Source organism: Bradyrhizobium sp. F1.4.3 (genome assembly GCF_040548375.1).
Lineage (GTDB): Bacteria > Pseudomonadota > Alphaproteobacteria > Rhizobiales > Xanthobacteraceae > Bradyrhizobium.
Map to the genome: position 1 here is coordinate 1 of NZ_JBEPRN010000023.1, position 16,072 is coordinate 16,072.

Sequence of the window (16,072 nt, forward strand, 5' to 3'; positions counted from 1 at the left end):
GTGGACGTTCATCTGGTCTCTCCCTGGAACACTGAAGCTTCGCAACCTCAGCTTCCTCGGTTCAGACCAGATGGACAACCTCCTGAGAGACCACACCTAGCTCGGCGACAGAGACCGCGCGCGCGGTGCCGGGCCTGCTTTCACCGCCTCATCTTTCCATCGTTGTGCTGCCGTTCGCCAACCTCGGCGGTGATCCTGAGCAAGACTACTTCGTCGATGAGATTACAGTGACAGTGCACTTAACTAGACGCGGGTTGAGCCGGGTTGAGTGCACTGTCACCGTAACTCCCACGAATCCCGCCATCGCTCATCCCCGCCGATTCATTGGAGAATCATAGCAGAGGCGAAGTTTTCACACAGCCTGGGCCAACAGGGGACATTCATTTCGGGCTCGCTTCCGGTCGAATTGCGCTCTAGGATAGCACGGAAACATAGCCACAACCGTGAGGGCCGGATGCGGACCAGAATGCTGATGGCTGCCGTGCTCGTTGCGAGTTTAAGAGCATTTGGTTCGTTCGCTGTCGCGGCTGAAAATCAAGACACCCAGGAAGTCGTCTGGCCCACGAAATCCTGGCAGACATCGAGCCCGGAAGCACAGGGGATGGACTCAGCCAGCTTGGCTCGGCTCATAGAGGCTGTCGGCACCTACAAACAAGATAGTCTCACGGTCATTCGCCACGGAAGGATCGTTGCCGATGCTTACTATGCTCCCTATGTCCCGGGTGTCAGTCACGATTTGAGGTCCGTGACCAAGAGCGTTGTGAGCACGCTGACTGCTATTCTCCTGGAGAAAGGCGGTCTTGATAGCGTCGAGCATTCGGTGGTCGATCTATTTTCGGACAGACAAGTTCAAAATGTCGACGCTAGAAAAAAGGCTATTACGGTTCAAAACCTTCTCGACATGACCTCGGGCATCGAATGGGTCGAGAATCTTTATACGCCAGGCGAGACTATCATGAAGATGTACGACAGCGCCAATCGTACAGCCTTCGTCCTGAACCAGCCAATGGCCGCCGAGCCTGGTTCGGCTTTCCAATACAATGGCGGCAACCCTTATCTCCTCTCGGCGCTCATAACCAAAACGACCGGACAGAACGCATTCGACTTTGCAACGAAGGAGTTGTTTGAGCCGCTCGGCATCAAGACCGCGAAATGGGGGAAGGTGGACGCGCAGGGCGTGACGGATGGCGAAGCGGGTCTCTCCCTATCTCCCCACGACATGGCGAGGATCGGGTATCTCTACCTGCGCAACGGGCAATGGGAAGGAAGGCAGATCATCCCGTCATCTTGGGTCGAAAGGGCGAAATCCGGACCGGTAATCGCGACATTTGGATTCCATTATGGAAATTTGTGGTGGTCCTATCCGGAGAAGGGCGCCTACATGGCGCGCGGCCGCCATTCCCAACTGATACTTGTGATTCCCAAATTCGATATCATCGTTGTCATGACCGGCTTCCTGAATGACACCGAATTTTACTCGGCTTCGTCATTGATCGACGATATTTCCAGCGCCGTTAGATCTGATCAGCCGTTACCTGACAATCCAGTCGCACAAGCGCTATTGGCCAACGCCATACAGCACGCCGCCGAGGAGAAGCCCTACGTGGTCGCCCACACGCCAGAATTGGCCAAGGCAATCTCGGGCAAGCTCTACAGTTTCGTTGACAACACGCTACGCGTGAAGAGCTTTACCCTCAACTTTTATGATTCGGATTCGTCGTGGGTCATTGCGACGTATGGCGCGAATGGGAATGATCGATTTTCGGGGCTGTTTGGATTGGACGGCCGCTATCGAAAAAGTCCTCCGGCACGCTATGGCATCAATGCCGCGAGGGGACGCTGGACCAGCGACCATACGTTTGTGATGGAGCGCCGGATTTTAGGCCATAGCGAGACCCAAACGTGGGCGCTGACTTTCGCGGGCGACAAAGTAACGGTGAATTTTGAAAATACTGATGGCCTCAAAGCGGAGTTGCATGGCGAGCGAAGTGAGTAGATGCAATGAACCGAGGTCGGCTTCGGGTCGTAAGCCGCCGGTTACGGTCAAGCCGGGCGACTTCCGGTTTGGGCATGGCAGCCGACGTCTATAAGTCCACACCCTGTGCGAGGTTCGATCCGCGTTCGAGGCGCGAATGCCGATTGGGCCGGGATCATTCACGCAACGAGCTGCTTCGCCGCCGCTGAGATCATCACCAGCCCGCCGGTGATCACGGCGACGTCGAGAATGGCCGTGTGGATGTGCACCGGCATCCGCTCGACGAAGGCTTTTGCGAGGAACGCGCCGGGGATTGCAATCCCGCCGATCAGGAGCGCAAAAGCAAGCACCTGCGCGGTCACGGCACCGGCCAGCCCAAACACCGATATCTTGATGAGACCGGTGCCGAGCGAGATCATCGCGTCGGTCGCGATCACGGCGGCGCCTTCGAGGCCCGCGGCCATCAGCAGCGAGAGCAGGATCACGCCGGAGCCAGAGGTGCCGCCGACCAGCACGCCGTAGCCGACGGAGCCGGCCGCAAGGCCGGTGTCGCCGATCTTGACCTGGCGGCGGCGGAGCACGCGGCGCAGCGGCACGCTCAGGATCAGCATGGAGCCGATCACGAGCGCCGCGCCCGCATTGGTCAGCCGCGTATAGCCATAGGCGCCGAGCGCTGTCGTCAATGCCGCGCAGGCCAGCACGATCAGTGCGCGGCGACGATCGGCATAACGGAGATAGGCAATCGCGCGGCTCGAATTGGTGAAGATCGCGGAGATCGCGATGATCGGCACCACGGGCTCGGCGCCAACCAGCGGCACCAGCACCAGTGGCATCAGCGCGCCGGTACCGTAGCCGGCGAGGCCACCTATGATCGAAGCAAACAACGCCATCAACGCGACCAGCAAAAGCTGAAAAATCGAGATGTCGGCGAAGCCTGAGACGATGGTCACGTTCTCTCGTCGCGGCTGATGCGTGCCGCAGCTTGATCGGCGATGGAAGCGAGTGCGGCCTCGTCTAGTGGAAAATCCGCCGCAAGCCAAGCGTCCTCGGCGAGTGTCAACACATGTCCGAGCGCGGGCCCCTCGGCCATGCCGCGCGCGATGAAGTCGGCGGCCTTGAGCGGGAATTTCGGCGCCGTCCAGCGCTGCGGCAGATCGGCGAGCTCGCGCCAGCGCGACGAGGTCACGTCGCCGCCGGCCCGCGCCCAGGCCAGCAACACACGATCGTGATAGCGCGCAGCGCCGAGCCGGTACAGCAGCCGCCGCGCATTGGCTTCGTCCCTGGTCGGGAATCGCCACCAGCGATGGCCCATCGAATCCAGCGCCTTGGCTTCGGCGTTGCTGAGCCGCAACCGCGCCGCAACGCGCTTGGCATCTTCAGTGACGGCGACCGTCAGCGCCGCCAGCCGCCGCGTTGCGCCCGCCGGCAGGCCGAGTTCGCACTCGATCGCGATCATCGCCGACAGCGGCCCGGTATAGGCGACGCCGCCGATCAGCTCTTGCAGCAATCCGCCCTCGGCCATTGCCATCACTGCTGCGGACGCGCCGCCAGCGACCACCAGCTTAAGCATCTCCATGCGCACGCGCTCGGCCGACAGGCTCTCAAGGCCCGCACGTCCCCGGATGCAGGCGAGATAGCCGTCGCGGTCGGGATCGCCGGCGCCGAAGGCGGCGTGGATGCGGAAGAAGCGCAGAACGCGCAAATAGTCCTCGGCGATGCGCTGGTCGGGGTCACCGATGAAGCGCACGCGATGCGCTCTGGTGTCCGCAATCCCGCCGACATAATCATAGACGACGCCGGCAGCATCGACCGACAAGCCGTTCATAGTGAAGTCGCGACGCTCGGCATCCTTCACCCAGTCGCGGCCGAAGGCGACCTTGGCCTTGCGGCCGAAGGTCTCGGTGTCCTCGCGCAGTGTCGTGACCTCATAGGGCTGGCTGTCGATGACGAGCGTAATGGTGCCGTGGTCGACGCCGGTCGGCACGCTCTTGATGCCCGCACTTTTCGCGCGGCGTATCACCTCCTCAGGCAACGCCGTGGTCGCGATGTCGATGTCGCCCGGCGCGAGATCGAGAAGCGCGTTGCGGACGGCGCCGCCGACCACGCGCGCCTCCTCGCCATTCGCGTTGAGCAGTTGCAGGACGCGCGCGGTCCCGCCTGAGATCAGCCAGGGCGCATCGGCAAGGATCGGCTCAAGTATCGGCTCCGCGCTCATCATCCGGCCCTTATTTTTCTACGCCCTGCACGAGCTTGCCGTTCACGACATGGGCGGGAACGTAGGTCGAATCCGGCGCGGCGCCGGAGAAATGCGCGAACCCGATCAACCCCGCGATCACCAGCACAAGCGCCGCCAGGGCCAGGCGCGCGACGACGTAGATCCGCCAGGACGATTGCACGAACAGGCCGGAACGGGTGGCGGCCAGGAACAACGCATAGACGGCAAAGGGGATGAGGAAAATTCCGATCTCGGTCAGCACCGGCCGGATCATGACGCGTAGATCCGCTCATAAAGCACGCGCAGCATTCCGGCCGTCGCACCCCAGATGTAGCGCTCCGCGAACGGCATCGCGTAGTAGAACCGCTCCATGCCGCGGAATTCCTTGCTGTGCATCTGGTGGTTCGCCGGATTCATCAGGAAGGATAGCGGCACTTCGAACGCGTCATCAACCTCGGAATGGTTGATCGTGAGCTCGAAACCCGGCCGGACCCTGGCAACAGTCGGCAGGATGCGGAAGCCGAACGCCGTGCCGTAGAGATCGAGATAGCCGATCGGCTCGACGAAATCGCGCGACAGCCCGACCTCCTCCTCGGCCTCGCGCAACGCGGCATCGAGCGGAGAAGCGTCGGTTGCGTCGATCTTGCCGCCGGGAAAGGCGATCTGGCCGGCATGATCGTTCAGATGCGCCGAGCGCTGCGTCAGCAATATCGTCGGCTCGGGATGGTCGACCACCGCGATCAGGACCGCCGCCGGCCGCACCGGCTGCTCGCGCGCGACGATCTCGAGCATCTTGTCCGTGCCGGGATCGCCCGACGCGGGAACGATGTTCGGATCGTAGAGGCCGGGCGGAACGTCGAAGCCGAGCCGCACCCTGGAGCGGGCGAAGAAATCCGCCGCACCGATCGCGACGGGCTCGTGCTTGGACTCGCTCTTGGGGATAGCCTTGTTCAAAGCGCGGCCCTCACCTGCTCCGCGTCGGCCATGGCGAAGAATTCGCCAGCCGACTCGACGCCGAACATCGGCTGGCCATCGACCATCCGCTCCTCGCCCATGTCAACCAGATCGTAATAGAGCGCGCGGGTGACCTTGGCCCAGAGATCGGCGCGCACGTGCAGATAGGGCGTCAGCCCGCCGTCCGCCGCCTGCTCGAAACGGAGCCGGTGCGCGGCATCGCAGGTGACCCAGTCGTCGACATTGGTGCGGAAGCTCAGCACGCGATGGTTGTCCTCGCCATCCTTCTGCATCTCGACCGCCATGAACGGTGCGTCGTCGACGCGAATGCCCACCTTCTCCACAGGCGTAACGAGGAAATGCTTGTCGCCTTCGCGCTTCAGGACCGTCGAGAACAGGCGGACCAGCGCTGGGCGGCCGATTGGCGTGCCCATGTAGAACCATGTACCATCGATGCCGATTCGAATGTCGAGATCGCCGCAGAACGGCGGATTCCACAGATGCACCGGAGGCAGGCCTTTCCTGGCACCTTCGGCATTGGCAGCACTTTTGGCGGCGGCAGTCAGCCCCTCAAGACCACGATCAGCGCTCTGCCCTTGGTTCGCCATGGTTTGCCCTGACTTTGTCATTTGTCGCCGATGTCATTTGGCACGATTGGTGCAGGTTTGATTTGTAAGTCTACGTTGTATGTCGGTGCGCGGTTCCACCCCGGAATAGTCCGGTGTGGAGGTCGCCACTTCGTGATGCCCTACATAGCCCTAAGCCGATAAGGTGGGGATAGGTTAATTCAACGAATACATGGCCTTCCTGCAAGTCTAGCATAGGCCTGATTTGACGACGCAAGATAGCCGCGTGGCGGACTTAAGGAGCTGACGGATGGCGGAAAGTGTCGAGAAGCTTGAGGACGGAATCGTCCGTTCGGCCGAGCAGGTGTCGAGCCAGGTTCGTGCGGCGAAGGACGCGATCGCATCCGTCATCTTCGGCCAGGATCGCGTGATCGAGAACACGCTGGTCACCATCCTCTCCGGCGGCCACGCGCTGCTGATCGGCGTACCCGGCCTCGCCAAGACCAAGCTGGTCGAGACGCTCGGCATCACGCTCGGCATGGACGCCAAGCGTATCCAGTTCACGCCCGATTTGATGCCGTCGGACATTCTCGGCGCCGAAGTGCTCGACGAAAGCACCGCGGGCAAACGCTCCTTCCGCTTCATCGCCGGCCCGGTCTTCGCACAGCTCCTGATGGCCGACGAGATCAACCGCGCCAGCCCGCGCACGCAGTCGGCACTGTTGCAGGCGATGCAGGAGCAGCACATTACCGTTGCCGGCGCACGTCACGATCTGCCGAAGCCGTTCCATGTGCTCGCGACGCAAAACCCGCTGGAGCAGGAAGGCACCTATCCGCTGCCCGAAGCGCAGCTCGACCGCTTCCTGATGGAGATCGACGTCGACTATCCCGATCGCGATGCCGAACGGCGCATCTTGTTCGAGACCACCGGTGCCGAAGAGACGCTGGCGAAAGGCTCGATGACAGCGGATGCGCTCATCACCGCACAGCGGCTGGTCCGGCGTCTGCCCGTTGGCGACTCCGTGGTGGAGGCGATCCTGTCGCTGGTCCGCGCCGCCCGTCCGGGACCGGACAGCGGCGAGGCCGGCAAGTTCATCGCGTGGGGACCGGGCCCGCGCGCCAGCCAATCCCTCATGCTCGCGGTGCGCGCCCGCGCGCTGATCGACGGGCGTCTTGCGCCATCGATCGACGACGTGCTCGACCTCGCCGAGCCAGTGCTGAAGCACCGCATGGCGCTGACTTTCCAGGCGCGCGCCGAGGGACGCACGATTCCGGACGTGATCCGGCAATTGAAAACGCGGATCGGTTGATGGCCGCAGACACCGGGCACACAGCGAAGGAGACCATTGCGATCCGACGTGCCGATGGCGAAAGCCGCACGCTCGCCGCATCGCTGCCCCGCCTGGTGCTCGAGGCCCGCCGCATCGCCGCCAACGTCATCCACGGCCTGCACGGCCGCCGTCGCGCCGGCCCTGGTGAAAGTTTCTGGCAGTACCGCCGCTTCGTCTCGGGCGAGCCGTCGCAGAATGTCGACTGGCGGCGCTCGGCACGCGACGATCATCTCTATGTCCGCGAGCACGAATGGGAAGCCTCGCACACGGTCTGGATCTGGCCCGACCGCTCGCCCTCGATGGCATTCGCTTCGAAAACCGCGCGCGAGTCCAAGCTCGAACGCGGGCTGATCGTTGCGTTTGCGTTGTCCGAGCTGCTGGTCTCCGGCGGCGAGCGCGTCGGCATTCCCGGCCTGATGGCGCCAACCGCAAGCCGCAGCGTCATCGACAAGATGGCGCAGGCGATGCTGCATGACGATGCGGATCGCCTGAGCCTGCCGCCGTCCTTCGTGCCGTCAGCTCTCGCAGAGACGATCGTGCTGTCGGATTTCTGGTCGCCGATCGAGGAGATCAGGGCCACGCTCGCGGGCCTGTCCGGCTCCGGTGCGCATGGCACGCTGGTGCAGATCGTCGATCCCGCCGAAGAGTCATTCCCTTATTCCGGCCGCGTCGAGTTCGTCGAGCCGGAAGGGTTCGGCGTGATCACGGCGGGCCGCGCCGAGAGCTGGGTGCAGGATTACACCGCGCGGCTCGCGCTGCACCGCGACCAGATCCGCGCCGAAACCAACAAGCTCGACTGGCTGTTCACGACACATTCGACCGACCGTTCCGCCGCCGAACTGCTGCTGTTCCTGCATGCCGGCATGCAGGTGAGCAAGTCGGGCGCCCGCACCACGACGATCAAGGCGGGGCCGGCCGCATGATGGGACTGCCGCTCGCCTTCACCGAACCGCTGCTCCTGATCGGCCTCGTCAGCCTCCCCGTGCTGTGGTGGCTGTTGCGCGTGATGCCGCCGCGGCCGCGCCGCATCGAGTTTCCGCCGACGCGCCTGTTGTTCGACATCGCGCCAAGGGAAGAGACGCCCTCGCGGACGCCATGGTGGCTGACCGCGCTGCGGCTCTTGGCTGCGGCACTCGTCATTTTCGCCGCCGCCGGCCCGATCTGGAATCCGCAGACGGGGCTTGCCGGCAGCAAGGCGCCGCTGATGATCATGTTCGATGACGGCTGGAGCGCCGCATCGAACTGGGACACCAGGATCAGGGCCGCTGATGAGCTGATCGCCAATGCCGACAATGACCGCCGCGCGATCGCGCTGGTGCCATTGTCCGAGCCGAACCGCGACATCACCCTGATGCCGGCAGGCGCGGCGCGCGTTGCACTGCGGCAGCTGACGCCAAAGCCCTATTCCATCGACCGCGTTGAAACCCTCACCGCGATCGATCGTTTCCTGAAAGCCACCGGCGACTGCGAGATCGCCTGGCTGTCGGACGGCGTCGACACCGGTCGCGGCGAAGAATTCGTGCAAGGCCTCGGCAAGACCATCGGAGATCGCAGCTTGACGGTGTTCGAAGGCGGCACCTCCTCCCCGCTGGCGCTTGTCGCAGCAGAAAATGCGGCTGCGAAAATGACGGTGAAGGTGCTGCGCGCAGACAGCGGCATCACCGCCGGCACAGTACGGGCGCTGGATCAGAAGGGCTCGCCGATCGGCGAGGCGCGTTACACATTCGGCCCGCAAGACAAGGAGACCGAAGCGGCGTTCGACCTGCCGGTCGAACTGCGCAACGACATCAGCCGGCTCGAGATCTCCGGCGAACGTTCGGCCGGCACAGTACAGCTGCTCGACAAGCGCTGGCGTCGCCGCGCCATCGGCATCGTCTCGGGTTCGAGCAGCGAGACCGCGCAGCCGCTGCTGGCGCCGACCTTCTACCTCACCCGCGCGCTGGCGCCGTTCGCCGACGTCCGGCTGGCGGACAAGGGCTCGCCGCAGCAGGGCATCACGCAATTCCTCGACCAGAAGCTGCCGATGATCATCCTGGCCGATGTCGGCACCATCTCGCCGGAGCTGCGCGAACGTCTCAACGCCTGGGTCGACCAGGGCGGCGTGCTGGTGCGGTTCGCTGGTCCAAGGCTGGCGCAGGCCGAAGACGATCTCGTTCCGGTCAAGCTGCGCAAGGGCGGCCGCACGCTCGGCGGCAGCCTGACCTGGGAGAAGCCACAGCATCTCGCCGCCTTCGCGGCTGACGGTCCCTTTGCTGGCGTCGTCGTTCCCAAGGACGTCACTGTGAGCCGCCAGGTTCTGGCCGAGCCCGATGCGGTGCTCGCCACCAAGAGCTGGGCCTCGCTCGAAGACGGTACACCGCTCGTCACCGGCGAGCATCGCGGCAAGGGGCTGGTCAGCCTGTTCCATGTCAGCGCCGACATGCGCTGGTCGGATTTGCCGATGTCGGGCACCTTCGTCGAAATGCTGCGACGGGTCGTCGACATGTCCGGCTACACATCCAAACCCGGCCCCGGTGTCGCCGGCGAAGCCAGCACCGAGACGCTGGCGCCGCTGCGCATGCTCGACGGCTTCGGCGCCTTCGGCCCGCCGCCGGCCACCGCCAAGCCGCTGACGGCTGATTATCGCGACCGCGCCACGCCGGATCATCCGCCCGGCTTCTACGGTCCGGCAGAAGGACCGCTCGCCGTGAACACGCTCGCCGCCGCCGACCGCATCGCAGCCCTCAACACCGCGAGCCTGCGCGCCCGGCACGCCACCTACACCAATGCCGAGCCGCGCGATCTGCGCGGCTGGCTGCTGTCGACGTCGCTCGCGCTGTTCCTGGTCGACGCCATCATCGTAGCCCTGCTCGGCGGTGGCCTCGCCGCGCTGCTGCGCCGCCGCGCCGCACCCGCCATGATCCTGCTCGGGCTGGTGCTTGCGGGCCTGTTGTCGTTCTCGCCCACGCCGTCGCGCGCCGACAGCGCCTCGGACGAGTTTGCGATGAAGGCGGTCTCGCAGACCCGCCTCGCCTATGTCGTCACCGGCAATGCCGACGTCGATTCCATCGTCAAGGCCGGCATGTCCGGTCTGACGCTGTTCCTGGCGCAGCGCACCGCGCTCGAGGCCGGCGATCCCGTCGGCGTCGATCCCGCGCGCGACGAGCTTGCCTTCTTCCCGCTGATCTACTGGCCAATAGTGCCGGGCGCGCCGAAGCCGCCGCAGGACGCCATCAACAAGATCGACGCCTATATGAAACAGGGCGGCACCGTGATCTTCGACACCCGCGACGCCGTCGAGGCGCCGCCCGGCGAGAACGGCGCGTCGCAGACGCCGGGCATGCAGGCCTTGCGCGAAATCCTGTCCTCGCTCGACGTGCCCGAGCTCGAGCCGGTGCCGCGCGAGCACGTGCTGACCAAAACCTTCTATCTGCTGCGCGACTTCCCCGGCCGCTTCAATTCGGGCCAGACCTGGGTCGAGGCGCTTCCGCGCGAGGACGACGACGAGAGCGCGCAGAAGCCGGCGCGCGGCGGCGACGGCGTCTCGCCGATCATCATCACCTCGAACGACCTTGCGGGCGCCTGGGCACTCCGTCCCGACGGCCAGCCGATGCTGCCGCTGACCCCGGGCGAGCCGCGCCAGCGCGAATTCGCCTACCGCGCCGGCGTCAACATCGTGATGTACACGCTGACCGGCAACTACAAGGCCGACCAGGTGCACGCACCGGCCCTGATCGAACGACTGGGGCAATAGGATCGACATGAATTACGGCATTGCGTTCACGCCGCTGGTTCCCGCGATCGTCCTGTGGATCGCGCTCGCCGCGATCGTCATCATCGCGGGCGTGCTGCTGCTTGCGCGGGCGCGGGGCGCGGCCGTGCGCGTGGCTGCGCTGGCGCTGTTCCTGCTGGCGCTCGCCAATCCATCCTTCACGCGCGAAGACCGCGATCCCCTCACCTCGATTGCCGCCGTCGTCGTCGACAAGAGCCCGAGCCAGAATTTCGGCAACCGCACCCGCGAGGCCGCACAGGCGCAAGAAGCGCTGGTCGACAGCCTGAAGAAGATCAAGGGGCTTGAGGTTCGCGTCGTCGACGCTGGACAGGCCGACGGCGAGACCGACGGCACCCGGCTGTTCGGCGCGCTCGCCTCCGCGCTATCGGATGTGCCGGTTGACCGCGTCGCCGGCGCATTCCTGATCACCGACGGCCGCGTTCACGACATTCCCGCCAATGCCGCCGCGCTCGGCTTCCAGGCGCCGGTGCATGCGCTGATCACCGGGCAGAAGGACGAGCGCGATCGCCGCATCGCGATCACGGCGGCGCCGCGCTTCGGCATCGTCGGACAGACCCAGACCATCACCTACCGGCTCGACGACCAGGGCGTCAGCAACGAGCGCGCCAAGGTCACGGTCCGCAGGGACGGCGAGGTCATCAACGAGCGCACGCTGTCGAGCGGCCAGACCGCAAGCGTCGACGTCGAGATCAAGCATGCCGGCCCGAACATCGTCGAGATCGAGGCCTCGCCGCTCGAGCGCGAGCTGACGCCGGTGAACAATCGCGCCGTCGTCGCCATCGACGGCGTGCGCGACAAGCTGCGCGTGCTGCTGGTCTCCGGCGAGCCGCATTCCGGCGAGCGTACCTGGCGCAATCTGTTGAAGTCCGACGCCAGCGTCGATCTCGTGCACTTCACCATTCTGCGTCCGCCGGAGAAGCAGGACGGCACGCCGATCAACGAATTGTCGCTGATCGCGTTTCCGACCCGTGAGCTGTTCCAGCAGAAGATCAACGAATTCCAGCTGATCATCTTCGACCGTTATGCCCGCCAGGGCGTGCTGCCGATCGCCTATTTCGACAATATCGCACGCTATGTGCGCTCGGGCGGCGCCGTGCTGGTCTCGGCCGGCCCGGACTACGCCTCCAACACCAGCATCTGGCGCACGCCGCTGGATTCGGTGCTGCCGGCCGAACCGGTCGGCGTGACCGAGAAGCCGTTCTATGCGCATCTGTCGGATGTCGGCAAACGCCATCCGGTCACGCGCGGGCTGGAAGGCTCGGCATCCGAACCGCCGCACTGGAGCCGCTTCTTCCGCACCGTCGACACCCGCAATTCCGTCAACCCGCCGGTGATGACGGGCGCGGACGGCAAGCCGCTGTTGTTCCTGACACGCTTCGGCGAGGGCCGCGTCGCGCTGCTGCTCTCCGATCACATCTGGCTGTGGGCGCGCGGCTATGAAGGCGGCGGCCCGCATCTCGATCTGCTGCGGCGGATGTCGCACTGGCTGATGAAGCAGCCGGATCTCGACGAGGAAGCGCTGCGCCTCCAGGTGCAGGGCAAGGATCTCGTGGTGGTACGCCAGACCATGTCGGACAGCGTTCAGCCGGTGAGCGTGACCTCGCCCTCCGGCGTGTCGCGTGACCTGACGCTCAGCCCCGGCGACCCCGGTGAGTGGCGCGCGAGCCTGCCCGCGAGCGAGCTCGGCTTGTGGCAGGCCACCGACGGCACGCTGAAGGCGCTGATCAATGTCGGCCCGACCAATCCGAAGGAATTTTCGGAGGTCACCTCCACCACCGACACCTTGAAGCCGCTGACGCAGGCGACCGGCGGCAACGCAGTGCGCGTGGTCGATGGCTCCAGCGTCGAGCTGCCGCGCATCGTGCCGGTGCGCTCGGCAAGCGTCTTCCATGGCGACGGCTGGATGGGGGTGCGGATGCGTGACGCCAGCGTCGTGAAGGGCGTCGGCGTGCTGCCGATCTTCGCCGGCCTGATCGGGCTCCTGTTGCTGCTCGGCGCATTCGCCGCGACCTGGGTGCGCGAGGGGCGTTAGAGGCCCGTTGCAGGAACATCACATCGACCGGCCAGTCATGTCGGCCGATCCCGCGCCGGTTGACATCGGTGAATGGTTCGGGCGATGTTACATTATAACATCGTGAAGGCCGGGGATTGGCGCCCTCACGATGCGGGGTGTGTGTACAGATGAAGTGGTTCCGCTCGAACATCAGGCACGGCGCCCGGCTCGCGCTTTTCGCACTGCTGGTGCAGTTCGCGCTGACGTTCGGCCACAGCCACTGGTTCGCGCAAGCCGCCCCCCTCTCCTCGCTTCAGCAAACGGACAGCGCCAAGGGGATCGCTTCGATCAACCGCGCCGTCGTCCAGAAGCAATCACCCGCGAGTCCCCACCGCGAGCAGCCCGGCGACGACAATTGCGCGATCTGCGCCGTGGTCGCGATGGCCGGCACCGTCGTATCCGCAACGCCGCCATTGCTGCTGCTGCCGCAGGCGGTCGAACTGCTCTACCGCACTACCGATGCCGAATTCGTCCATCTGAAATCGGCCGCGACGGCGTTCCAGCCGCGCGCCCCTCCCGCCTCCTGATCCCTATCGATTGAGCTGCCCTCGGAATCGGCGTTGCGCCGACCTCGCAAGGCTATCGGAATTGATCCGTCGCGTATCGACGGTACGTGCGGCCTCCAATGCCTCGGCATGAGCGCGGCGGTGCACGATCGGAATCAGGACAATGGTGTCTCCAAAACCAATATTGGCCGGCTCGAGCCTCGCCGCACTTACGCTTTTCTACCTCGGCGGCAACGCCATGGCGCAGACCGCAGCGACCGGTGCCGTCACCACACTGCCCGGCATCGAAGTCGATGCCCCCAAACGGACGCAGCCGCCGCGCAAGCCCAAGGTTCGCGTCGTCACCGACAAACGGCGTGAAACGCCGCAGGTGCAGCCGCAGACGGAGGCGCAGATCACGGCCGGCCAGAACGAGAAGTTCGACACGGCGCGTCAAACCGTCCTCGCCCCTGCCGGCGCCACGACGCACACGCTCAATCAGCAGGCCATCGAGGCGCTGCCTCAGGGGACCAACGCCTCGCTGGACAAGGTGCTGCTGCAGTTCCCCGGCGTCACGCAGGATTCGGCCGCGAGCGGCGAGCTGCATGTCCGCAACGAGCACGCCAATCTTCAGTATCGCATCAACGGCGTCATGCTTCCCGATGGCGTCGGCGCGTTCGGGCAGATTCTCGATACCGGCATCGTCGGCAGCCTCAGCCTGCTCACAGGCGCATTGCCGGCGCAATATGGCCAGCGAACGGCGGGCGTGCTGGACATCCAGACCAAGGCCGACGCCTTCAACAACACGGGCGTCGTCGGCGTCTATGGCGGCAGCAACGGCACGATCTCGACGAACGTGGAATATGGCGGGACGGTTGGGCAGACCCAGTACTTCCTGTCGGGACGTTTTCTCCAGAACAATCTCGGCATCGAGAATCCGACGCCGTCGGTCAACGCGATTCACGACCGCACCAACCAGGAGAAGGGATTTCTCTACCTCTCGACGGTGATCGATCCGACAAGCCGTCTCACCTTCATGAGCGGCGTGTCGAACTCGACCTTTCAGATCCCGAACAATCCCGGCCAGACGCCGAATTTCACGGCCTTCGGCGTCTCGAATTTCGACTCGTCTCAGCTCAACGAGCACCAGAACGAGTTCAATCAATTCAACGTCGTCGCCTACCAGACATCGAACGGCGAGTTCGACACCCAGACTTCCTACTTCAATCGTTACAGCCAGCTGCACTTCTATCCCGACCCGATCGGTGATCTCGTGTTCAACGGCGTATCCTCGGACGTCTATCGCCAGAGTGTGGTCAACGGCATCCAGCAGGACACCGCCTGGCGCGTCGGCTATGCGCACACGCTGCGCTTCGGCTTCTCGGTGAGCGCGGAGCGGACGCTGGTCAACAGCGGAACGACGGTGTTGCCACTGCTCGACCCCGCGGACCCGACGGCGGGCACGGTCGACGCCCCCTTCTCCGTGTTCGATTCCAGCGCCAAGACCGGTTGGCTGATCGGGACCTACGTCCAGGACGAATGGAAGATCACCAACAATCTGACCCTCAACGCCGGCTTGCGCTTCGACCAGATGTACCAATATGTCGACGCGAACCAGCTCAGCCCGCGCGTCAGCCTGACCTGGAAACCGTTCGACGGCACGACATTCCACGCGGGCTATGCACGCAACTTCACCCCGCCCTCACAGGTGATCGCAGCGCCAGTCAACCTCGCGCTGGTGACCCCGCCCAACGCGCCTGCCAACACGCAGACGCCGGAAGTCGCGCAGAACAGCCCGGTGCTGCCGGAGCGGTCGCACGTGTTCGATGTCGGCGTGGTGCAGAAGATCTATCCGATCCCCGGTCTCGAGGTCGGCGTCGACGGCTACTTCAAGCTCGCGCGCGACCTGCTCGACGACGGCCAGTTCGGCGCGGCCTATGTGCTGAGCGGCTTCAACTACGACCGCGGCGAGAACGTCGGCGTCGAGCTCAAATCGACCTACAGAAACGGCAATTTCAGTGCTTACGCCAATCTCGCCTGGGCCAAGCAGATCGCGACCAGCGTCGTGTCGAACCAATATCTGTTCGGCGCGGATGAACTCGCCTATATTACGGGTCACTACATCTACACCGACCACGCGCAGATGCTGACGGCATCGGCCGGCGCCTCCTATCTATGGGAGGGAACCCGCTACAGCGTGTCGATGATCTATGGCAGCGGCCTGCGCTCGGGTTTTGCCAACACCGACCATTTGCCGGGCTACACGCAGGTGAATCTCGGTCTGTCGCACGACTTCAACATCGTCGCGCCGAACAAGCCAACGACCCTGCGGTTCGATGTGGTCAATGTCTTCGACACGATCTACCAGATCCGCGACGGCTCCGGCATCGGCGTGTTCGCGCCACAATACGGACCGCGGCGCGGCTTCTACCTCGGCGTCTCGCAGCGGTTCTAACCGCGCGCCTTGCTTCAGTCGGGGCCCGCGGGCCCCGACACGCCTCGCCCGCTAGCGGGCGTCCCCCAAAATCTTGGAAACAACCCCATGCAAGGTAGCGGAGGGTCAAAGGCATGCGGCCTTGTGATTTTCCGCGAGACCGCCTGACGCGGCCGGCAAAATCGGCGCCGACGCGCGCGGCACCGCGAGTCGTCGCCCATACCCCAAAAACTGAAACGATGACTTTCAATTATTTCTGTTTCGCCCGCTGAGCCAGCAACCACATCA

The 16,072-nt window shown here is 64.5% G+C and carries 12 protein-coding genes; 7 read left to right on the top strand and 5 right to left on the bottom strand.

Annotated elements, in window-relative coordinates; genetic code table 11:
* Window positions 1-466: 466 nt before the first annotated feature.
* Window positions 467-1,996 carry a serine hydrolase domain-containing protein gene (locus tag ABIB73_RS34180; RefSeq protein WP_354231476.1) on the top strand — a complete coding sequence of 510 codons (1,530 nt, stop codon included), beginning with the start codon at window positions 467-469 and terminating at the stop codon, window positions 1,994-1,996.
* 158 nt (window positions 1,997-2,154) lie between these two features.
* Here ABIB73_RS34180 and ABIB73_RS34185 read toward each other — a convergent pair whose 3' ends face one another.
* From ABIB73_RS34185 to ABIB73_RS34205, 5 genes are read right to left on the bottom strand one after another with little or no spacing between them, the layout of a single operon-like run.
* Complete coding sequence (locus ABIB73_RS34185) at window positions 2,155-2,925, bottom strand: sulfite exporter TauE/SafE family protein (protein ID WP_354231478.1); 771 nt, start codon at window positions 2,923-2,925, stop codon at window positions 2,155-2,157.
* Window positions 2,922-4,190, bottom strand: coding sequence for a CCA tRNA nucleotidyltransferase (locus ABIB73_RS34190; protein WP_354231480.1), 1,269 nt, complete (start codon window positions 4,188-4,190; stop codon window positions 2,922-2,924). Before ABIB73_RS34190 ends, ABIB73_RS34185 begins: the two co-directional genes overlap by 4 nt.
* A 10-nt stretch (window positions 4,191-4,200) precedes the next feature.
* Window positions 4,201-4,464, bottom strand: a complete 264-nt coding sequence (locus tag ABIB73_RS34195; protein ID WP_354231482.1) for a DUF6111 family protein — start codon at window positions 4,462-4,464, stop codon at window positions 4,201-4,203.
* Window positions 4,461-5,144 carry a CoA pyrophosphatase gene (locus ABIB73_RS34200; protein ID WP_354231484.1) on the bottom strand — a complete coding sequence of 228 codons (684 nt, stop codon included), beginning with the start codon at window positions 5,142-5,144 and terminating at the stop codon, window positions 4,461-4,463. Before ABIB73_RS34200 ends, ABIB73_RS34195 begins: the two co-directional genes overlap by 4 nt.
* Complete coding sequence (locus ABIB73_RS34205) at window positions 5,141-5,752, bottom strand: DUF1285 domain-containing protein (RefSeq protein ID WP_354231486.1); 612 nt, start codon at window positions 5,750-5,752, stop codon at window positions 5,141-5,143. The genes ABIB73_RS34200 and ABIB73_RS34205 overlap by 4 nt, the downstream gene beginning before the upstream one ends.
* Before the next feature lie 268 nt (window positions 5,753-6,020).
* On the opposite strand from ABIB73_RS34205, the gene ABIB73_RS34210 reads away from it, so the two are divergent.
* The 6 genes from ABIB73_RS34210 (at window position 6,021) to ABIB73_RS34235 (ending at window position 15,805) form a co-directional block, all read left to right on the top strand.
* A complete protein-coding gene (locus tag ABIB73_RS34210; protein WP_354231488.1) occupies window positions 6,021-7,019 on the top strand; it encodes an AAA family ATPase in 999 nt (332 codons plus the stop codon).
* Complete coding sequence (locus ABIB73_RS34215; protein ID WP_354231489.1) at window positions 7,019-7,963, top strand: DUF58 domain-containing protein; 945 nt, start codon at window positions 7,019-7,021, stop codon at window positions 7,961-7,963. Before ABIB73_RS34210 ends, ABIB73_RS34215 begins: the two co-directional genes overlap by 1 nt.
* The gene (locus ABIB73_RS34220; RefSeq protein ID WP_354231491.1) at window positions 7,960-10,773 is read left to right on the top strand and encodes a DUF4159 domain-containing protein; all 2,814 of its coding nucleotides are present in this window, start codon (window positions 7,960-7,962) and stop codon (window positions 10,771-10,773) included. The genes ABIB73_RS34215 and ABIB73_RS34220 overlap by 4 nt, the downstream gene beginning before the upstream one ends.
* A 7-nt stretch (window positions 10,774-10,780) precedes the next feature.
* Window positions 10,781-12,844: a hypothetical protein gene (locus tag ABIB73_RS34225; RefSeq protein WP_354231493.1), complete on the top strand. Its 2,064-nt coding sequence runs from the start codon at window positions 10,781-10,783 to the stop codon at window positions 12,842-12,844.
* 149 nt (window positions 12,845-12,993) lie between these two features.
* Complete coding sequence (locus ABIB73_RS34230; protein ID WP_354231495.1) at window positions 12,994-13,392, top strand: DUF2946 domain-containing protein; 399 nt, start codon at window positions 12,994-12,996, stop codon at window positions 13,390-13,392.
* A gap of 142 nt (window positions 13,393-13,534) precedes the next feature.
* Window positions 13,535-15,805 carry a TonB-dependent receptor gene (locus ABIB73_RS34235; RefSeq protein WP_354231497.1) on the top strand — a complete coding sequence of 757 codons (2,271 nt, stop codon included), beginning with the start codon at window positions 13,535-13,537 and terminating at the stop codon, window positions 15,803-15,805.
* The last annotated feature ends 267 nt before the right edge of the window (window positions 15,806-16,072 follow it).